Source organism: Bdellovibrio sp. HCB185ZH, assembly GCF_047302455.1.
In the GTDB taxonomy this organism is placed as follows: Bacteria; Bdellovibrionota; Bdellovibrionia; order Bdellovibrionales; family Bdellovibrionaceae; genus Bdellovibrio.
Window position 1 is genome coordinate 3,502,058 of the sequence record NZ_CP178624.1, and the last position, 17,416, is coordinate 3,519,473.

18 protein-coding genes and 1 riboswitch are annotated in these 17,416 nt (G+C 45.9%); of the genes, 12 read left to right on the forward strand and 6 right to left on the reverse strand.

Annotation, left to right across the window (positions count from 1 at the left end):
• The first annotated feature begins 15 nt into the window (after positions 1-15).
• The 3 genes from ACLSU7_RS17070 to ACLSU7_RS17080 all read left to right on the forward strand — a co-directional run bounded on the left by ACLSU7_RS17070 (position 16) and on the right by ACLSU7_RS17080 (position 5,422).
• On the forward strand, positions 16-1,527 hold the full coding sequence (locus tag ACLSU7_RS17070) for a TIGR03663 family protein (RefSeq protein ID WP_413293101.1): 1,512 nt from the start codon (positions 16-18) through the stop codon (positions 1,525-1,527).
• Positions 1,527-3,764 carry a transglycosylase SLT domain-containing protein gene (locus tag ACLSU7_RS17075; protein WP_413293102.1) on the forward strand — a complete coding sequence of 746 codons (2,238 nt, stop codon included), beginning with the start codon at positions 1,527-1,529 and terminating at the stop codon, positions 3,762-3,764. The genes ACLSU7_RS17070 and ACLSU7_RS17075 overlap by 1 nt, the downstream gene beginning before the upstream one ends.
• Positions 3,765-3,826: 62 nt before the next feature.
• Positions 3,827-5,422, forward strand: a complete 1,596-nt coding sequence (locus ACLSU7_RS17080; RefSeq protein ID WP_413293103.1) for a LysM peptidoglycan-binding domain-containing protein — start codon at positions 3,827-3,829, stop codon at positions 5,420-5,422.
• A gap of 203 nt (positions 5,423-5,625) precedes the next feature.
• On the opposite strand, the gene ACLSU7_RS17085 is transcribed toward ACLSU7_RS17080, so the two are convergent.
• Positions 5,626-6,312, reverse strand: a complete 687-nt coding sequence (locus ACLSU7_RS17085) for a hypothetical protein (protein ID WP_413293104.1) — start codon at positions 6,310-6,312, stop codon at positions 5,626-5,628.
• Positions 6,313-6,535: 223 nt separating this feature from the next.
• Here ACLSU7_RS17085 and ACLSU7_RS17090 point away from each other — a divergent pair, with 223 nt between their 5' ends.
• From ACLSU7_RS17090 to ACLSU7_RS17100, 3 genes are all read left to right on the forward strand, one after another.
• A complete protein-coding gene (locus ACLSU7_RS17090) occupies positions 6,536-7,066 on the forward strand; it encodes a hypothetical protein (RefSeq protein WP_413293105.1) in 531 nt (176 codons plus the stop codon).
• Positions 7,067-7,154: 88 nt separating this feature from the next.
• Positions 7,155-7,667: a DUF488 family protein gene (locus ACLSU7_RS17095; RefSeq protein ID WP_413293106.1), complete on the forward strand. Its 513-nt coding sequence runs from the start codon at positions 7,155-7,157 to the stop codon at positions 7,665-7,667.
• Between the two features lie 440 nt (positions 7,668-8,107).
• A riboswitch (cyclic di-GMP riboswitch) is annotated at positions 8,108-8,181 on the reverse strand.
• Between the two features lie 453 nt (positions 8,182-8,634).
• The gene (locus ACLSU7_RS17100) at positions 8,635-9,096 is read left to right on the forward strand and encodes a hypothetical protein (RefSeq protein ID WP_413293107.1); all 462 of its coding nucleotides are present in this window, start codon (positions 8,635-8,637) and stop codon (positions 9,094-9,096) included.
• A 60-nt stretch (positions 9,097-9,156) separates the two neighbouring features.
• Here ACLSU7_RS17100 and ACLSU7_RS17105 read toward each other — a convergent pair whose 3' ends face one another.
• From ACLSU7_RS17105 to ACLSU7_RS17115, 3 genes are all read right to left on the reverse strand, one after another.
• Positions 9,157-9,471 (reverse strand): hypothetical protein, encoded by a 315-nt coding sequence (locus ACLSU7_RS17105; RefSeq protein WP_413293108.1) that lies wholly within the window; start codon positions 9,469-9,471, stop codon positions 9,157-9,159.
• Between the two features lie 427 nt (positions 9,472-9,898).
• On the reverse strand, positions 9,899-10,183 hold the full coding sequence (locus ACLSU7_RS17110) for a hypothetical protein (protein ID WP_413293109.1): 285 nt from the start codon (positions 10,181-10,183) through the stop codon (positions 9,899-9,901).
• A gap of 98 nt (positions 10,184-10,281) precedes the next feature.
• Complete coding sequence (locus ACLSU7_RS17115; RefSeq protein WP_413293110.1) at positions 10,282-11,076, reverse strand: Mrp/NBP35 family ATP-binding protein; 795 nt, start codon at positions 11,074-11,076, stop codon at positions 10,282-10,284.
• Positions 11,077-11,127: 51 nt separating this feature from the next.
• On the opposite strand from ACLSU7_RS17115, the gene ACLSU7_RS17120 reads away from it, so the two are divergent.
• The gene (locus ACLSU7_RS17120; RefSeq protein WP_413293111.1) at positions 11,128-11,541 is read left to right on the forward strand and encodes a J domain-containing protein; all 414 of its coding nucleotides are present in this window, start codon (positions 11,128-11,130) and stop codon (positions 11,539-11,541) included.
• Positions 11,542-11,560: 19 nt separating this feature from the next.
• Here ACLSU7_RS17120 and ACLSU7_RS17125 read toward each other — a convergent pair whose 3' ends face one another.
• Positions 11,561-12,025, reverse strand: a complete 465-nt coding sequence (locus ACLSU7_RS17125) for a hypothetical protein (RefSeq protein ID WP_413293112.1) — start codon at positions 12,023-12,025, stop codon at positions 11,561-11,563.
• Positions 12,026-12,112: 87 nt separating this feature from the next.
• Here ACLSU7_RS17125 and ACLSU7_RS17130 point away from each other — a divergent pair, with 87 nt between their 5' ends.
• Positions 12,113-12,367 (forward strand): hypothetical protein, encoded by a 255-nt coding sequence (locus ACLSU7_RS17130; RefSeq protein ID WP_413293113.1) that lies wholly within the window; start codon positions 12,113-12,115, stop codon positions 12,365-12,367.
• Between the two features lie 225 nt (positions 12,368-12,592).
• A complete protein-coding gene (locus tag ACLSU7_RS17135) occupies positions 12,593-13,513 on the forward strand; it encodes an HNH endonuclease (RefSeq protein ID WP_413293114.1) in 921 nt (306 codons plus the stop codon).
• 147 nt (positions 13,514-13,660) lie between these two features.
• Here the strand turns inward: ACLSU7_RS17135 and ACLSU7_RS17140 are convergent, their stop codons facing one another.
• Positions 13,661-14,014 carry a photosynthetic reaction center cytochrome c subunit family protein gene (locus ACLSU7_RS17140; RefSeq protein WP_413293115.1) on the reverse strand — a complete coding sequence of 118 codons (354 nt, stop codon included), beginning with the start codon at positions 14,012-14,014 and terminating at the stop codon, positions 13,661-13,663.
• A 163-nt stretch (positions 14,015-14,177) separates the two neighbouring features.
• On the opposite strand from ACLSU7_RS17140, the gene ACLSU7_RS17145 reads away from it, so the two are divergent.
• From ACLSU7_RS17145 to ACLSU7_RS17155, 3 genes are all read left to right on the forward strand, one after another.
• Entirely contained in the window at positions 14,178-15,521 is a 1,344-nt protein-coding gene (locus ACLSU7_RS17145) for a glycine--tRNA ligase (RefSeq protein ID WP_181604780.1), read from the forward strand.
• Between the two features lie 226 nt (positions 15,522-15,747).
• Positions 15,748-16,656 (forward strand): hypothetical protein, encoded by a 909-nt coding sequence (locus ACLSU7_RS17150; protein WP_413293116.1) that lies wholly within the window; start codon positions 15,748-15,750, stop codon positions 16,654-16,656.
• 53 nt (positions 16,657-16,709) lie between these two features.
• Positions 16,710-17,396: a hypothetical protein gene (locus ACLSU7_RS17155; protein ID WP_413293117.1), complete on the forward strand. Its 687-nt coding sequence runs from the start codon at positions 16,710-16,712 to the stop codon at positions 17,394-17,396.
• Positions 17,397-17,416 lie beyond the last annotated feature (20 nt).

Here is a 17,416-nt window from a genome sequence, read left to right on the forward strand (position 1 = left end):
TTACGATTAATACCAATGAAATCGATTCGCGTCACTCAAATCCAGAAATACATCATTTGGCTTGTCATTCTTCTTTTGACGGTTTTTAGCCGTTTTTATTTGTTGACCAATAAACCTCTGCATTTTGATGAAGGCATTAATGGCTGGTTCGTTTTGCAGATGAAGATCAATGGTTTTTATAAATACGATCCGACCAATTATCATGGTCCCTTGTATTTTTATCTGGTGCGCGCTTTTACTGCGATCTGGGGACACAGTATAGAGGTTCTTCGCTCTGTTCCTGCGGTATTTTCTGTCGCGAGCGTGATGCTGTTCAGTTTTTACCTGATTCGATCCCGCGCGGTGCGCTGGTCGATGATGCTTTTTTTGTTTTTCAGTCCGGCATTTTTATTTTATGGCCGTTCAGGCATTCACGAAATGTCTTTTGTGTTTTTCCAGCTTTTGTTCGCCCTGGGGATGCTCCGCTGGTCAGAAAAATTTGACGGCACGTCACTGGCACTCCTTTTAACGGGTGTCGTGGGGATGGCGACGTTAAAGGAAACTTTTGCGATCACCCTGGCATCTTGGGTCGTGGGATTGTTTTTTGCTGGCCCGACCATGATCCGCCAATACTTTAACTGGGGAAAAATCAAAGCCGCTTGGTCTAAGCGTCTGACGTACCTGGTTGTGATGTTACTCATTTCATTTGTTTTGTTGTTCACGGGTTTCCTGCGCAATTGGATGGGTCTGTTTGATTTCATTAAAGCCTTCCTTCCGTGGATGAAAACGGGTGTTGGCGAAACGGGGCATAACAAAGAATTTCTGTATTGGGTGAAAGTACTGGCTGAAGCAGAGCCTTTGGTTTTGTTTGGCGTGGGTATGGCCTTTGTGGGACTCTTCACTAAAGATGCGCGCCTACGCATGGTTTCGGCCTTCTCGTTGTTTCAACTTTTCGTTTATTCTTGGATTCCTTATAAAACAGTTTGGTGCATTCTTTCTCTGGTTTGGGGCTTTTACTTTGTCCTGGCGATCTATGCGGAAAAGATCCTCGCTCGCCGCGATTGGCAGGGGTATCTTTTCGGATCAATTATTTTGGTGGGCACCTTGGGCAGTATCCGCAGTGATTGGCGCTCAGTGTATGCGCAGCCCCTTGATTTAAACCATCCTTATATTTACGTGAACTCGACATACGAAATGAAGGATTTGCAGAATCTGATTTTACAAGTGGCCAAAGATCATCCGAATCTTTTAACGGAGTCGGTGCAAATCGGCATGAAAGAGCAATGGCCTTTCCCATGGGTTTACAGATCATTTAAAACTCACTGGGATGTGTGCGCGGACCGTGCAGTCCCGGATGCATGGCTTTATTATTGTGACACCGCTGGCGAAGCCAATGTTGAAAGTCAGTTAAAGGAACCATTTATGAAAATTCGCATAATGCTTCGTCAGCAGCGCGAAATTTCTGTGGTGTATTTAAAGAAAAGTCTTTTCGGAGAGCTTTATACAGGAGCGTTTCAAGTTGTCGGTCCTGCGAAGGAGAAAGAATAATGTCCGGAATATCTCTGCTATTAAAACTTTTGGTAACCAGTGCAACGGCAGCACCCGCGGCGCCTGCCTCTGTCGTGCGTAAAATAGATATCAGCCGTGATCTTAAAGGAACGGGCTATGTTGATCTTTATGATATGGATGCAAAAAAACTTGCCAAGCTTCCCGCCCTGGCACAGCTAAAAGGTCATGAAATCAACGGTCGATGGAATGAATGTCTGACTCTTTCGCCGAAAGTATTTGCAGCGCAAAAAGAACTTAAAGGTTGGGTGGGGCAAGTGTGGTTGCACTGCTTGGATAAAGCTCAACAAAAGAAAACCAGTGCTGGACAAGAAGATCGTGTTCTGACGGCGATTGCAAAATCCTGGGATCTTTTCGATCAAGGACCGTGGTCACAAGATCTGTGGAATATGTGGGTGAGCCAGGAACTCAGCTACCTTGATTCTCAAGCCAAGCTTAAAAATCGTAAAATTGAAACACGCATCGAAAAGCTTTTGGATAATGGTTCGAAATTAAATCGCGAGCAGAAATCTCAGTGTTATCAAATGCTGGGTGATTTCGCCTTGAATGCGAATGACTACACCCAAGCGCAATTCCTATACGAAGAAGCGCAAAGCATGAAAGATTCAAAATACCTGACTGAAAAGTTGGAGTTCTTGGCCAAAGCCCGCAATCAATCTGCGAAGGCGGGCTCTCCCGTACAGGTTGAAGCTATCGGTGAAGATGGAAAGCTTGAGGAGCGAATCCGTCAGTCTTTAAAGCAAAATGATTTAATTCCAGCTTTAAAAGATACGATTAGTTTGTTGAATCAATTCCCCGCCGGTCGGGCCGCTCGTCGACTGAAAGACAAGCCTTTGGAAATTTACAATTCCATCAGCGACAAAATGGTCGCCGAAAAAGCTCTGGTGGAAATGTCTCAGGCAGACGCTTCGCGATTATTGGAATGGGCGCAAAACCTGCACCGTAAAGGGGAGTGGGCTTCCAGCCTGGAGCTTGCGCAGAAGGCGTACGATAAAAATCCTCAATCACCTACGATTGTAAGTTCATTATGGGTGGCTTCTCGTTCTGCGCACTTTTTGGGTGAATATGACAAAGCTCTCGATCTGTACAATAAACTGATTGTAAATGCTAACGGATCGGATGAGTCATCAGAAGCCCTGTTCCGTTCAAGTCTGATTTATTATCGCAAACAAGAATTCACGACAGCGGCAGCGTTACTCGAGCGCCTGGTTCAACAAGGCAAAGATCGTTATGATCTGAATGCGCAATATTGGTTGGTTCGTTCGCTACAGCAATTTAGCAAAGACCGCGCGGATAAAGCCTCTCAAGCGTTGATCGAGAAATATCCGTTTTCTTATTACGGTTTGTGCTTACGTGCAGAAAATCAAAATGGCAAACTGACGTGGCCGGAAGTGACAGATAAAAATCTAACACTCGCAGATTCTTTTTATCTTGCCGGAACTCAGAAAAAATCCTGGGACCGTTTTGTTGCTTTGTCTCGCGCAGGCTGGGTGAGTGAAGCTCAAATCGAGCTAGGGGATTTGCCTCCAATGAAAGATCCAACTTTAAAAGTAGCATTGGCAGAAAAACTGGCAGAGCGCGGTCAGTACTTCACGGCGATTCGCTTTGTGAATGATGCCTTGGAAAATGATCCGCGTTTGCGCCAGGAAAAATTCCTGAAAATCGGTTACCCAGAGGTCTTCACCAGTCTTTATAAGAAAGAATCTGATCGCTACGGAATTGATGTGATTTTGCTAAGATCCCTCACTCGCCAAGAGAGTGGCTTTAATATGAAAGCAATCTCAACATCAAATGCGTTGGGTTTGATGCAAATGATTCCTCCAACAGCACAAGACACTGCAAAACGTTTGGGAATGAAAATAGAAGTGCCGGAAGATATGTTCCGTCCTGAAGTGAATATTCCGATGGGCTCATTCTATGTATCCCAGATGTTGGGCCAGTTCTCGCAAAGCGTGCCTTTTGCACTCGCAGCATATAACGCAGGACCCTATCGTTTGAAAAAGTGGATTGAAGCACGTCCTGAAGTGTCCTCTGCTATGACAGAGCCAGGATCCACACCAGAAGCGGAAATCTGGGTGGATGAATTACCTTGGAATGAGACGAGCTTCTATGTGAAAGCGATTCTAAGAAATACTCTGCTTTATCAGACGATTGGTAAGGAGTCCTACACCGTCCCGCCAATCATTTGGCAAGACTTGCTTACTAAAAAGGCAAAATAAGTACGTTGTTTTATTGTAAAAGTCCTTCGATTTTTGTAGCCTGAAACCTGTTCGGAGGACTCATGAGGAGACTAGTTACATTAAGTATAGTCCTGGGCCTACTTTCGGGTTGTGTTCATAAGGAAATGAATGCAAATGGCGAAAAGGCAGCAGGGAACGCAGGCAACGAGCCTGCTTCTGAAATCAAAGACATCGGCTCGTTCCGTTTGTCTGATCCTGAGGGTCCCAAGGTCGTAGACCAAGAGTTGGATGTTATCCCTACAGAAATCAATCCGTTGGTTGAAAAATGGATCACTTATTTCCAAGGCCGCGGTCGCGAGCACATGGAAAGATATTTGGCACGTTCATCACGCTATGAAAAGCTGATGAAAAAGGTGTTGCGTGACAACGGTTTGCCTGAAGATATTTTCTATATCGCATTGATCGAATCAGGTTTCAGTTCACAAGCAACTTCCCACGCAGCAGCTGTGGGATACTGGCAGTTCATTCGCGGCACAGGTAAGCGCTATGGTTTGGAAATCAATCCATTCGTCGATGAACGTCGTGACCCCGTGTTCGCTACTCAAGCAGCCGCAGAATATTTCAAAGGTCTTTATTCCGTTTTCGGTTCTTGGTATTTGGCAATGGCTTCCTACAACGTGGGTGAAAACCGCGTAAAACGCGAAGTGATGAATCACTACACGCGCGATTTCTGGGAACTTGCTCGCAAAAACCGTCTTCCGAAAGAAACAATCAACTATGTACCGAAATTCATCGCTGCAAAGTTGATCGCAAAAGATCCAGCTAAGTATGGTTTCGAAGATATCGATTATCTTCCCCCGATCGAGTTCGATCACATCACTGTAAAACAACCTGTGAACATGCGCCAAATGGCTGAAAAGCTAAACTTGAACTATGAGGACTTCAAAGCCTTGAATCCTAAGTTCAAAGGTGAAGTGGCAATCCTTAAAGGTTCAGAGCTAGTTCTTCGTATTCCGCCAGGAACTACTGAATTGGCAACAGTTGCTGCGAACGAAGCAGCAGTGACTGACGTTCGTTTCATCGCGGATAGCGGTGACACTCAAACGTACAAAATCCGTAAAGGCGACAATCTTAAGACAATCGCTCGTAAGTACAGAACTTCTGTTGCTTACCTTCGTGACTTGAATGATTTGCCAAGAAAATCACGCCTTAAAGTAGGCCGCACGATCTACGTACCAGATCGCACGCCACTTCGTGATCGCTCTGACCGCAAAAACAACAGCACGGTAGCTGCGAAAGCCAACGCTAAACCAGCTCCAGAAAAATCCGTTGAAACTGCAGCTGCAGAATTAACGGGTGGCCGTTTCTATGTGGTTCAATCCGGTGACTCTTTGTTCTCTATCGCTCAAAGATACTCAACAAGCGTTGCTGAGTTACAGAAAGCCAACAACATCAAACGCAAAAGCAAATTGAAGTTGGGCATGAAACTTAAAATTCCAGGCGGGGACAACAGCAGCTCTGCCCGGGAGGTAGCCAAAAGCAAGGTACACGTAGTCCGTAAGGGCGACAACCTGACTGACATCGCTGCCAAATACAACGTGTCAGTAAGCCAGCTAAAACAAAAAAACAAGCTGCGCAACCCAGCCAGCCTGATGGTAGGAACCAGAATCCACATCCCAGTAGCCGAAAACAACTAACAAGAAACCCGCCTAATAAGCGGGTTTTTTGCTTTTTACCCGCAGCGATGAAAAAGGCTCATCCACTTCGTTGTCGGCTGAACCCTTGCGGCTGAACCTTTTTGATCGCTGCTGGCGTTTAACTGGGTGCCAGGTCCTGTTTCTTGTTGCACCAAATAAAAAACCCACTCGGGAGAGTGGGTTTTTTATTCTGTTGGTAGCGATTAGTATTTTGGCGCGATATTTAGGATGACGTCTTTTAGTGTGTATTTAGAGTTTCTGTCTTTCATCGTTACGTTCTTTAGGTCTAAGAATGTTCCTTGTCTTAAAGAGCCTTCAACGATGTTAGCGCAAGAATAAGATTGAGAATGCGATTGTTGGATGAAGATTGTAAAGCTCAGCGTTTTGTTTAATTTTGCTGGCTCGAAGTGAGCTTGTACTGTGCAATGACCATCTGCACTTGTTGCAGATAGGTTTTTAGCCATTGCAAAGTTATATTCGACAGCATTCCTGTTAGAAAATGAATCCACGATCATTGAACCGGAGATAACGGAAGAGTCTGTATAGTCGCTTTCAGATGTTGACCAATCCAAGATGCTCGCGAAAATTTCGTCTTTTGCAGTTTGAGGTGTCGCGGGCGTGGAATTTTGTGGTTTCCCTTCGCAGCGGTTTACATATTCTTGCGCACGCATGTTGATCGCACAGCCTTTGTTCAATTCGTTGTCGGTAAGGGCGTCGCAATATTCTGCAAGGGTGTTGAAGCTGTGAGTGCCGGTGTTGCAACCGTTATATTCAAATTCATAGATCAGTTTTTGTTCGTCTTTTTTATTTGAAGAGGGCTGACATGCAGATAGAAAGCCTAAAGCGGAAACAAGGGTTACTAGAGACATAAGGGTTTTTGCAGTGTTCATGGTTTACTCCATTCGGTTAGTGTGTCGCCAGTCCGAATTGCAGCCATGATGCCAGGCCAAGCCCCCTATAAAATCGATTTCAGGCCGAATGGTTCCAAGGATATGGAATTAGAGAAGTTTTAAAATCCGGAATCTAGGAATAGAAACGGGTGAATCATGCCTATATTCGATCTGGCGTTGGCCCTTCGGATGCAATGTCCGGTCTCCATCAAGGAGATACACAATGAATTCAAATACACTTAAAGGCCTTTTCTTATCCGTTATATTTCTAGCTGCCGCAAGCTCTGTAGGCTGCGCAGGTCCCCACAAACCCGAAGAAAGCAAACCCCAGTTATATGCTGCAGGAGAGGAGTTGCACCTCACGCGCCTTGAAGCTCACGCCTCCATTTCGAAGGAAATAAATTTAGATTATTATTCGACAGAAGCTGCGAACCTGCACGGCACAATTGAAAATGTGCGGTTTCTGATCCCTGGAGTTCAGGAAGTTGATTTTGATGAGGCGTCTTCTTATAAAATTGAAACAACAGAAGCAAAGTGCGTTGTAAGAGGTGGCTGGTTTAGCAATTTGGTATTAGGGAAATACCTCCATTTTGAAATGGATTTTTACGATCCTGCAGCAGAACAAGGGGCATGTAAGCAAGTCCTGTACACTCTTTCAATGCCCGTACGAGTGAGCTTTGATCAAGTCCCGGTCACATTAACAGATGGCAGAAAAGCCATCGCTGACAAAGTAATCTTGTACATCAACTACTAACAGTTCAAATACCGCATTCAGGTGTGCATTTTGCCAACCCCTCTTGGTTACAACACCCAAGAAAAATAAACTAAGAGGGGAGGCTGGAATGACAATCTACACAGTAGGCTACGAAGGCTGCGACATCGACGAATTCGTAGAAGGCTTAATCAAAAATAAAATAAAAAGAATCATAGATATCAGAAGAAATCCGGTCAGCCGCAAAAAAGGCTTCTCCAAAAACAAACTAGCCGCCGAACTAAAAGAAGCAGGCATAGAATACACCTATCTAGGAAAAGAACTAGGCGTCCCCTCCGCCTGGAGAAAAGCCGCCAAAGAACACCTTATCACCCGCAAAAAAATGTTCAACGACTACAAAACCAAAATCCTACCCAAACACCCCAAAGAAGTAGCAGAAGTAATAACCCTCTCCCAAAAAAGAGGCCGCTCAGCCCTATTGTGCTACGAAAACGAAGCCACCGACTGCCACCGCCACTACCTAACCGAAAAAATAAAAAAACAACTCCCAACCACCAAAGTAATAGATATAAACGTCCTCCCAAAAATCAAATCCCTAGGATTATCCAAGAGCCCCAAAACTAGCAGCACACTCGATCTCTAATATGGAGAAGGTTGTTTGAGTAAACCGAACGAAGAAAGCTTCACCGAAGCTAACCGAGACCTTTTTTCTTTCTTCTCTTCTTTTAAAAGCCGAAGAAACAACCGTCGTGCGCCCAGATTGATGGGTAGGCGTACTTGCATAAAAGTCGACCTCCGTGGGCGCATGGATGCGCGCACCCGTCCGCCGTAGCAAAGCGGAGGAGGGCGGGCCACGGTGAAGCACGACGCTGTGTCGACGTTATGCAAGTACGCCTACCCAGCAAGCTGGGTGTACCGAGAACTAATTTTTAAGGAATTTTAAAAGAAGAGAAGAAAGAAAAAAAAGTGCCTAGGAATAATCATCAGTGATAGCTCCTAGGCGAGGGGAATGAAACCAATCCTTTGTAATAAAAAGACCTTCCATTTTGCACACCTCTAAGTTCCCTTAGGTACTCTGTGACCTTTGGCAGCTGGCTGGCAGTGAAGCCCCTGTAGCTTTGCGCCCTATGGTTTCCCATAGTTTGCCTTGAGGCAAAGGAAGGATCTAATCCTAACGAGTATAACCCTAGGAACCTCCTTTGAGTTATCTTTAGAATCCAATCGTTCCTGTTCATCATTTTTTATCGAGGCCTGAACACTGAACCTCGCTTTAATACACTATTGGACGCTCGTCACTTCGGTGCTTCATCATGATGGTCGTGAATACGATGTTTCATCACTGTCCTCCTATAGCTGGCCCTTAAGCATTCACCCGAACAAGTCGAGTCTAACAGGCCCTCGGTTTCAACTTTTACAGAATAACTCGATTTTCTTTTTCGACAAAGTGGTGGGCATCACTTTCTCAAAACAGTTCGGGATTCGTCTCACGTCGGGAAATCTTGAGTAAAAGCCCCTCGATAAATTGATTGAAAGCACAGAACGGGGCGATTGCTTGCGCTTAAAAAAATATCAGCAAGACTAAAAAAGAAAACAAAAAGGGGATTATAAGAATGAAAATTGCCTTAATATGCAGCAGTTACTTATTGTTATCGGTCTCCTTGGCCTTCGCAAGCATAGAGCAAGTGGTGATTTATGATGGCTCGCAAGTGCACACGATCGAAATTCATTCCACTGAAGAATTGCGAAACCAATTGCGCGATAAAATTTCGGCAGTGGATTTCGGTGTGGTGAAGCCTCGACAGACGAAAATTAAATTTGTGAACTTCAAGAACAACACCAACCACGTGGTCACCTGTCGGGGAGCGACTTTCACGGGCGAGGGGTTCGGTTATACGTTAGAAAATTTTGAGGTCGAGCCAGGAGAAACAGCTTCATTCAAAGTTTCCTTTTATGCGAGTCCCGCTTCCGCAAGTGGCGGCAAAAAAGGAAAACTGGATATTCGTTACGCCCATGATGAACCCGGGCAAGAAGATGTCTTAAGCATTCAAATGAAAGCACGCATTGAAAAATAATTTCATCAAAAGCACCGGCGAACAAGCCGGCGCTTTTGTCTTTACCTGCGGAGTAAGTTCCTAGTAACAAACTCTGCCGTAATAGTACCAACCATAGCTATAGCAGTAACAGTTCCAGCCTATAGGTGCCCATTGGTTGAGATAACACCAACCATAATTCGTACAGCATTTATTGCCGTAGTAGTATTTGGCGTCTCCTTCATCAAGTTTTGCCATATCCAATTGTTCTTGTTCTTCAGTCGTACTCATGAGGCCTGAAGCTTGCGTTTCAATAGGGAAGAGAGGACGTCCTGAAGGGAGCTGTGACTGCGGTGCCGCGATCGCAGCGGAAGAGAATGCAAGGGCCAGAGCAAGGGTCGCAAATACCTTTCTCATAAAATCCTCCTAATATAAGTTCACAGAAATCACTTTCCGCAAACGGTTCCAGGGTAAATTTGACCGGAATCACTGCAGTAGCACTCACTGCCAATAGGGAAATCACCCCAACCACAGGAGGGGGCAGGGCCCACGGGACAGCAGACGCTCATAACATACACATCATCATTTTCGATCTCGGGATCAAAAGAGGAATACAAAGGTGTTGGATTTTGAAGAGGGAAACGATGAGTTTCCTGAGTCGAAGCTTGGATCGAGTTTGAGAAAATCAATCCGGTAATGAGTACGAGACAAAACGCTTTCATAATTGCCTCTGTAGTTATAACGGCCACGAGTACATTTTCGCCCAGCTAATGACCACTCACAAGATACTGTGTTGCGGAACATAGCTGGGACAGACCCATGGCCGAGTCGTTCTATTACAGAACTAGCGGCAAACGTGACCAGAGATGGTGTTGTTGCCACCGTTAGTGCATTTGCATGGAGTGCCTACGTTGTAGTAGTTGCTCAATTCACAGAAACCGCCACCATGGCTTTGGAAGCAGCAGTATTTACCTTGAGTAGCCCATTGAGTTTCGCCAGCAGCTTGCTCAGCAGTTGTAGCGTAAACTTGAGATTGAACAGAAACTGGAAGAATAGGCATTGCAGTTTCAGCTTGTGCAGAAACGCAGAAACCCAAAGCGATCAAAGTAGCAGCGAAGAATTTTTTCATGAGATCCCCCTCAATATGGTTTTGGGTTATTCAACAAACAATCCAGAGTGATTGCAAGTTGTAAAACCTCAATGAAGGGGATTTGTGATCACAAATGTTTACGGCAAAGCTTCACGCAGTTTGTCAGCAATCGCCATGAAAGCCTGAGCCTCTGCGCCGTTGCTGTTTGCTTCAACAATCGGAATACCTGCTTCACAAGCTAAGCCCACGGATGGGTTAAATGGAATTTCCCCAAGCTTTGCAATGCCTTTTTGTGCTGCGTAAGAGTCGATCTCACCCTTAGGGAAGAGCTGCATTTTCTCGCCATTCACGGGGTTGATCATGTAGGCCATGTTTTCCACCATGCCTAGCAAAGGCACGTTTACGCGTTGGAACATATCGACTGCTTTTTTGACATCAATCAACGCAACGTTCTGAGGAGTGGATACAAGGACCGCGCCTGCCACAGGAACCTTTTGAGCCAAAGTCAGCTGGATATCACCAGTGCCTGGAGGCAAGTCGACAACCAGGTAATCCAGTTCGCCCCAGTTCACATCGCGCAGGAATTGATCCATGGCTTTAAACAACATCGGACCACGCCAGATAACGGCGGAACCTTCTTCGATCAAAAAGCCGATGCTCATAAGTTTGATGCCGTAACGGTTGATCGGCTCAAGTTGGTTCGTTTCGGGATTGATGTTGGGTTTTTGAGCAAGTGAGCCCAACATACGAGGAATGCTCGGACCGTAAACGTCGGCATCAAGTAAACCAACTTTTGATTTGCGCCCCAAGGCCATTGCGAGGTTAGTCGCAACTGTGCTCTTACCAACTCCACCCTTACCCGAGCTAACTGCGATAATATGTTTCACTCCGGGAATAGCGTTCTGTTTTTCGAAAGGATTTGGTGCAGCCATCTTCAGGGACTCCTTGCTAATTTTAAGCTGACAACGAATAATAGACTTTACATGAATAGCCAAGATTTTTTGACGTTGAACCTTGTGGGAGCAGGGGCCTTCGTTGTCTGGTACCTTTTATCTAGAGGTGGGGAGAAAACTCCTACGCGCCTGGACATGAAAGCAAAGGACAGCGCACCGCCGCTCATCGAGCCCGAGCCGCCAGTCGCCACCCGAGAGGTGGGGCCTGCGGCAGCCACGCGCTCGGCGGTTCACCCTGATTTACAGGGTGTCAGGCCGAAAAATCTAAATGTGATCTTTAGCTATAATTCCCATACTTGGGATGCTTACGAAGTTTTGGGAGTGCCTGCGGGGGCCTCGATCAAGACTGTCACCGAGGCTTATCAAACCCAGATCCGTCGCTGCGATAAAGCTTCCATCGAATTTTTGGAAACGGCTTACAACGCCATTCTTAATAAAAAATAATATCAATTTTGGGAGAATTCTATCGAGCGTAGAGGCAGCTTTGCCCGCGACCTCGTACGATATGCTCCCACTGAAATCTGAGTCGGTCGGGATTTAAAAACACCAGATCCTGGCTCAGTGGCAAGATCTGCGGACCCATGTGGGCTACTTCGGTTCTGCGAATGTATTCCTCTTCCGTTTTAGATACCGTCGAAACTTTTCCGAAGTCATTACGAGAAAAGCGCGGTCCCTTGTCGATATGGCAAAAGCGAACGGTATCGAGTTCGGTCTCTTTTAGGCGGGGATTTAAGGTAAAGCCGCCACATTGTTCAATGAGGGTGATGGTCGTCGGGCACCCATCAGCTCCACCGATCAGAGTGTAAGAGCCTTCGCGGCCCTCCCATAAAGTACGGGGCGTGGTCGTCGAAGCGAATTCGCTGCTCATCTCAGAGCCATATTTCAGAAAAGTCAGTCCCAACATGAGACAGCACAAAATGATTTTCATTCTTCGCACTCCCGTTGGCCTTTATTAAAGCAAAGGGCGTGCAACTCTCAGGTCTTTTGGGTTCTATTTCAGAGGACATTTCTCAGCTTGAAACGCATAGAACCCTCGAAAATGCCAATCCACGGCAGTCAGGCACAAGAGGCATTTTTTCAGGGGATGCTTTCTGTTTCTGTTTCTGTTTCTGTTTCTGTTTCTGTTTCTGTTTCTGTTTCTGTTTCTGTTTCTGTTTCTGTTTCTGTTTCTGTTTCTGTTTCTGTTTCTGTTTCTGTTTCTGTTTCTGTTTCTGCGCCGGTGTTGCGTTGCTTCAGTGGGACGGATGTAATTAATTTTTATTTGACGTGATTTTGGTGTTTGGAGATTCGGCTGTATGACCAGGTTTATTAGAAGGCGAGGTCCTCCACTGACCGAAAAAAATCTTCTCTTCTGAGCAGTTTGTGTGTTTATGGGAATCGAATTTTCAGGGTTTGGAAACCCTTATTTTTCGAGGGGAAACCTGGAAAAATGAACTTTTAAAAATGGTGTATAACAACTCCACAAGAGGAAAATCCTCAGCAAAGGAGTGGGTGTATGAAACATCTTTCAAATATTCAATTATTGGAGAAAGTTAAAAACCTGGTGCAACAGGAACGCCACATCCAGGTAGAATTTTTGAATCACCTTCTTGAAGTTGAAACGCGCAAGCTATTTTTGGAAATAGGTTATGGCAGTTTGTTTGACTACGTTACCAAAGAGCTCGGATATTCTGAAAGCGCCGCTTATCGCAGAATCCAGGCGATGCGACTCGTGAAATCCGTTCCCGAAGTGCAACATAAAATTTCCAGTGGTGAAATCACTCTGACAACGGCGGCTCAGGTACAAGGGTTCATTCGCGCCGAAACCAAAAGAGAAGGCAACGTATCGATTGAATGTAAGCGTGACTTAGTGGCCGCGGTTGAAAATAAATCAACCCGTGAAGTAGAAAAGATCTTAATCAGCCAGTCCCCGCACGCGGCTTTGCCGTCAGAACGTGTTCGAACAATTACTGAAACTCATTTGGAAATTCGCCTCGTCATTGAAGAGAAGTTGCAGGGCAAACTAGATCAGTTAAAAGCACTTTTGTCTCATAAAAATCACGATATGAATTACGCTGAACTCATCGAATTGTTGGCGGATAGAGAGCTAAAAAGATCTAATTCGGACCGTGGGAAGTGCGGAAGCGTTGCGACACCGGCGCCGAAGCTGAAGACTTTGCCGGTTGCGGAGGCTGAGGTGTATGCGAAACAAAAAAAAGGGATTAAGAGAGGTCGGTATATTCCGGCGAGAGTTCGGCATACAGTGTGGAAAAGGGATCAAGGGTGCTGCACGTTTATCAGCGATGACGGAAAGAAGTGCGGATCAAAATACCAAATCCAATTCGATCATATTCAACTTTACTCAAAAGGCGGCTCTCACTCGCAAGAAAATCTACGCTTGCTTTGCGCTCAACACAATCGACGACGGCTAAGTTAGATTTTCGATGGGAGTTCGTGCTTTTATAGCTGAAGCAATAACTAGCTTCACGTTTCTATTCGGTCGATTGGATTCTTATAAATCTCAGAGTAGAGAGAATTGGCGAGAAGCGACAATTTCATAGAGGGCGAAATACAGATTTACCGACTAATGAGCTTGCGCGGAGGCTGGTTCCTTATACTCCGGCATCAGCTTTCCGCGGTGGCACATGTAGCATGTGGCCGTCGGGCCTTTTTTGCCGTCGAAACCGTTTTCTTTTAGCATTTGGGTGAGCTTCATGTGCTCTTTGCCGACCTTGAAGCTTTTTTTGCTGTTGTCGGTGAAGTTCTGAACATTATGACATTCGGTGCAGGTGACGCCCAGCTCACGGGAAATGGTGACCATTTCTTCGCGGATGTTTTCTTCTTTTTTAACGAATTTAGGTACGGACTCGGCCGAGGTGATTGAACCCACGAAAAACAGAACCGAAAGAAGACTGAGAATCATGAAATTGCGCTGCATAAAAATAGGATCGCCCAGGACCAGGTCCCAGATCAAGAAAGACCCGGATTTGTTGACTGTATCTGGACCCAAGTGTAACTTCGTGACCTAGCACAAGCCCTCCTGCCTGTGTCCAAAACAAACTAGCAACTCCGAAGCCATCGGAGGGGAAAGTAGAGCCTTCATGAGCACTCCTGAAATCAGACCGCTTACAGATTTAGCAACCTTGGTCAGCCTTAGCAAACGTCGTGGATTTGTCTTCCAATCATCCGAGATCTACGGTGGTCTTGGTAGCTGCTGGGACTATGGTCCTCTGGGCTCTTTGATGAAATTAAATGTAAAACGCGCATGGTGGAATGCCATGACTCGCAGACCTGATATCGTGGGTTTGGATGCCGCGATCTTGATGCACCCAACAGTTTGGAAAGCGTCTGGTCACGTGGATGGATTCTCGGATCCATTGGTAGACTGTAAAGAGTGTAAGACACGTTTCCGTGCCGACAACACTGAATCATACCTGAAAGACAAAAAGTGCCCGAACTGCGGCAGCAAAAACTTGTCTGAAGAGCGTAACTTCAACTTGATGTTCAAAACGCACATGGGTCCTTTGGAGGATTCTGCGAGTGTCGTTTACTTGCGTCCTGAAACGGCTCAAGGTCACTTTGTGAACTTCTTGAACTGCCAACAGTCTTCTCGCTACAAAGTACCGTTTGGTATCGCAGCGATCGGTAAATCCTTCCGTAACGAAATCACTCCAGGAAACTTTATTTTCCGTACGCGTGAGTTCGAACAAATGGAAATGCAATATTTCGTAAAACCTGGAACTGACGAAAAATTCTTTGAAGAGTGGAAGGAGCGTCGTCTGGCGTTCTACTCTAAGTACGGTATCAAAAAAGAAAACTTGAAAGTTCACGTACACGAAAAACTTGCGCATTACGCGAGAGCAGCGGTTGACGTGGAATACAAATTCCCAATGGGTTTCTCGGAACTTGAAGGTATCCATAACCGCTCTGACTTCGATTTGACTCAACACATGAAGTTCTCTGGTAAAAATCTTGAGTACTTCGATGAAGCGAACAAAGAAAAATTCATCCCGTTCGTTATCGAAACGGCAGTGGGTTGTGATCGCTTGTTCTTGGCATTCATGTGCGATGCTTACCGTGAAGAAGTCACGAAAGACGAAGCGGGTAAAGAAGACGTGCGCGTAGTGATGGGTCTTCACCCAGAAATCGCTCCGTTTAAAGTCGCGATCTTGCCATTGTCTAAAAAAGAAGAGCTGACTTCGATCGCGGATAAACTTCGTGATCAATTGGCCGAAGACTTTGACGTGACCTACGACGAAGCGGCTTCCATCGGAAAACGCTACCGTCGTCAAGACGAGATCGGAACACCGTTCTGCGTGACGATCGACTTTGATACGATCAACGATCAAGCGGTCACGGTTCGTCACCGCGATACAATGGTTCAAGAGCGTATTCCAATGTCACAATTGAACGCCTACGTTGCAGGTAAAATCAAAAACTTCTAAAAGGTGCTTTGCGCTTATTTGGAGAATAATGTGTTAAAAATGGGAGCTGATGAAGCTCCCTTTTTTTTATTTGAAAACCGCGAACTTTCGCTGTTGACGCGCCGTGCGTTCGCTTTGATGGCGAACGTTTTTCAAAGGAAACTCAAAGATGCCCCTTCTGAGGCGAAAAAGATGACAGTGCCCACAGGTTTTGATAGCTGGGACCCTGTTTATTGAAGGGAGTTCCATGAAAAACCTATTGATTGCCGCCTTGGTGATTTTCAATCTTTCACACGCTGGGGCTGAAGAGTCTGATTTGCCAATTCCGGGTGATGATGGTTCAGGTCCTGTGCAGCCACTTCCAGAGCCTCCTTCTGAACAGCCACAAGATCCAACGCCTTGGCCAAATCCGGAGCAACCACAACCTCCACAACAGCCGGAACAACCGAGTCAGCCGGTTCCTCGCCCGCCATCGAACGGTGGACCAGGTGTCGATACCGATGATCAATTCACGGTGGGGGATCGCGCTTTAGCAGTTCTTGATGGCATGTACATCTCAGGAACTATCGCTGGCATTTCACGTGATGCTAAAATCATCACTGTTCGTAACGAATTCAACGGTCAGTTCACATCAGTAAAAGCGAAGTACGTGGGCGTATGGTTGAACTGCAACAACAAAGGACACTGCGTTGGTGCAAAAGGCATGTATGAATTCAACCGCGGTCGTAATTACAACCCGGTGGAAATCCAAGGTGTGTATTCAAACGGCTATATGACTGTCAGAGAAGAATTGTCTGGCCGAGTTTATGTGGCGACGACGAAAGAAGTTTTACGTGCAACGACTTGTGATCGCAAAACACGTATCTGCAGAGACGAAATCGCTCTGACGGAACCCGTAAACGGAGCACCTTACTTTGAAACTCGCATAGCCGAAGTTTACGAAGGCGGCGTTTACCTGATCAATACTTTGAATGGTGGTAAAGACATTCGCAAAAATGGCGATTTGGTAAGACAGACGACTTGCTATAAAAGATTGTGTGTTGGCCAACAAACATACATGGGCAACATTATCCGTGCTTATGACAATGGCTTCTTTACTCTTCAAGACCCTTATTCTGGTAATTTGACTTTGCGCCCTTACCGCGAGATTCGCTAAAAGGGGCCGCGTAATTTCACGAAACACGGCGCCACTTAAAGGAGCCGTGTTTTATGAAAGCAGCATTGTTTGTCTTCTTGGTTCTCTTCGGTTTCACGACATCTTCCTGGGCACAACTTCACGATTTGCCAAATCCCGGGGACGAATTTCCTCAACCCCTGCCTCCTGATCCCAACGAGCCGGCACCAACACCTCAGCCCCCAGCTCCAAAGCCCCCATCAACACCTGCTCCCGTACCGGGGCGAATTACGATTGGTGATTTTGTTTTATCGGGACCGTTTAAAGGAGGGCGTTACATCACAGGCATCGTCGTTAAGGTCTCAAATGATGGCCGTACGGTGTGGGTCAGAGATGATGATGATTACCAAGTCTATCAGCGCGAAGCCCGCTATATTTCCCGACGAATGAAAAAAGGACCGCGCGATATTTGGCCCGGTGATAAAGTTTTAGTGGGACCCTTTAGAAATCAAACATACACCGAAGGCGTTGTCAGAGCGGTGTATGAGCGGGGACTTTTCATCGTGCAGGAAAATTATGATGGTGGAAGTTATGTTCGTGACCAATCGTTAGTGGCAAAACGTATTCCGTGCTATCGAAATCTGTGTGCGGAGGATAATGTGTGGGTGGGGGCGCGATCGGGAATAATTCGTTCGGCTTTTGATTCCGGAAAATTTACGGTGATGGATATGGGAGACCGTAAACTGTACTTGCGCGATTACCGCGATCTTAAAAAGAAATAAAAAAAGGGAGCTTCTTCAGC

Excerpts from the sequence above, each read along its gene's own strand:
- ACLSU7_RS17070 (WP_413293101.1), top strand. The coding sequence starts at position 16 with ATGAAATCGATTCGCGTCACTCAAATCCAGAAATACATCATTTGGCTT.
- ACLSU7_RS17075 (WP_413293102.1), top strand. The coding sequence starts at position 1,527 with ATGTCCGGAATATCTCTGCTATTAAAACTTTTGGTAACCAGTGCAACG.
- ACLSU7_RS17080 (WP_413293103.1), top strand. The coding sequence starts at position 3,827 with ATGAGGAGACTAGTTACATTAAGTATAGTCCTGGGCCTACTTTCGGGT.
- ACLSU7_RS17085 (WP_413293104.1), bottom strand. The coding sequence starts at position 6,312 with ATGAACACTGCAAAAACCCTTATGTCTCTAGTAACCCTTGTTTCCGCT.
- ACLSU7_RS17090 (WP_413293105.1), top strand. The coding sequence starts at position 6,536 with ATGAATTCAAATACACTTAAAGGCCTTTTCTTATCCGTTATATTTCTA.
- ACLSU7_RS17095 (WP_413293106.1), top strand. The coding sequence starts at position 7,155 with ATGACAATCTACACAGTAGGCTACGAAGGCTGCGACATCGACGAATTC.
- ACLSU7_RS17100 (WP_413293107.1), top strand. The coding sequence starts at position 8,635 with ATGAAAATTGCCTTAATATGCAGCAGTTACTTATTGTTATCGGTCTCC.
- ACLSU7_RS17105 (WP_413293108.1), bottom strand. The coding sequence starts at position 9,471 with ATGAGAAAGGTATTTGCGACCCTTGCTCTGGCCCTTGCATTCTCTTCC.
- ACLSU7_RS17110 (WP_413293109.1), bottom strand. The coding sequence starts at position 10,183 with ATGAAAAAATTCTTCGCTGCTACTTTGATCGCTTTGGGTTTCTGCGTT.
- ACLSU7_RS17115 (WP_413293110.1), bottom strand. The coding sequence starts at position 11,076 with ATGGCTGCACCAAATCCTTTCGAAAAACAGAACGCTATTCCCGGAGTG.
- ACLSU7_RS17120 (WP_413293111.1), top strand. The coding sequence starts at position 11,128 with ATGAATAGCCAAGATTTTTTGACGTTGAACCTTGTGGGAGCAGGGGCC.
- ACLSU7_RS17125 (WP_413293112.1), bottom strand. The coding sequence starts at position 12,025 with ATGAAAATCATTTTGTGCTGTCTCATGTTGGGACTGACTTTTCTGAAA.
- ACLSU7_RS17135 (WP_413293114.1), top strand. The coding sequence starts at position 12,593 with ATGAAACATCTTTCAAATATTCAATTATTGGAGAAAGTTAAAAACCTG.
- ACLSU7_RS17140 (WP_413293115.1), bottom strand. The coding sequence starts at position 14,014 with ATGCAGCGCAATTTCATGATTCTCAGTCTTCTTTCGGTTCTGTTTTTC.
- ACLSU7_RS17145 (WP_181604780.1), top strand. The coding sequence starts at position 14,178 with ATGAGCACTCCTGAAATCAGACCGCTTACAGATTTAGCAACCTTGGTC.
- ACLSU7_RS17150 (WP_413293116.1), top strand. The coding sequence starts at position 15,748 with ATGAAAAACCTATTGATTGCCGCCTTGGTGATTTTCAATCTTTCACAC.
- ACLSU7_RS17155 (WP_413293117.1), top strand. The coding sequence starts at position 16,710 with ATGAAAGCAGCATTGTTTGTCTTCTTGGTTCTCTTCGGTTTCACGACA.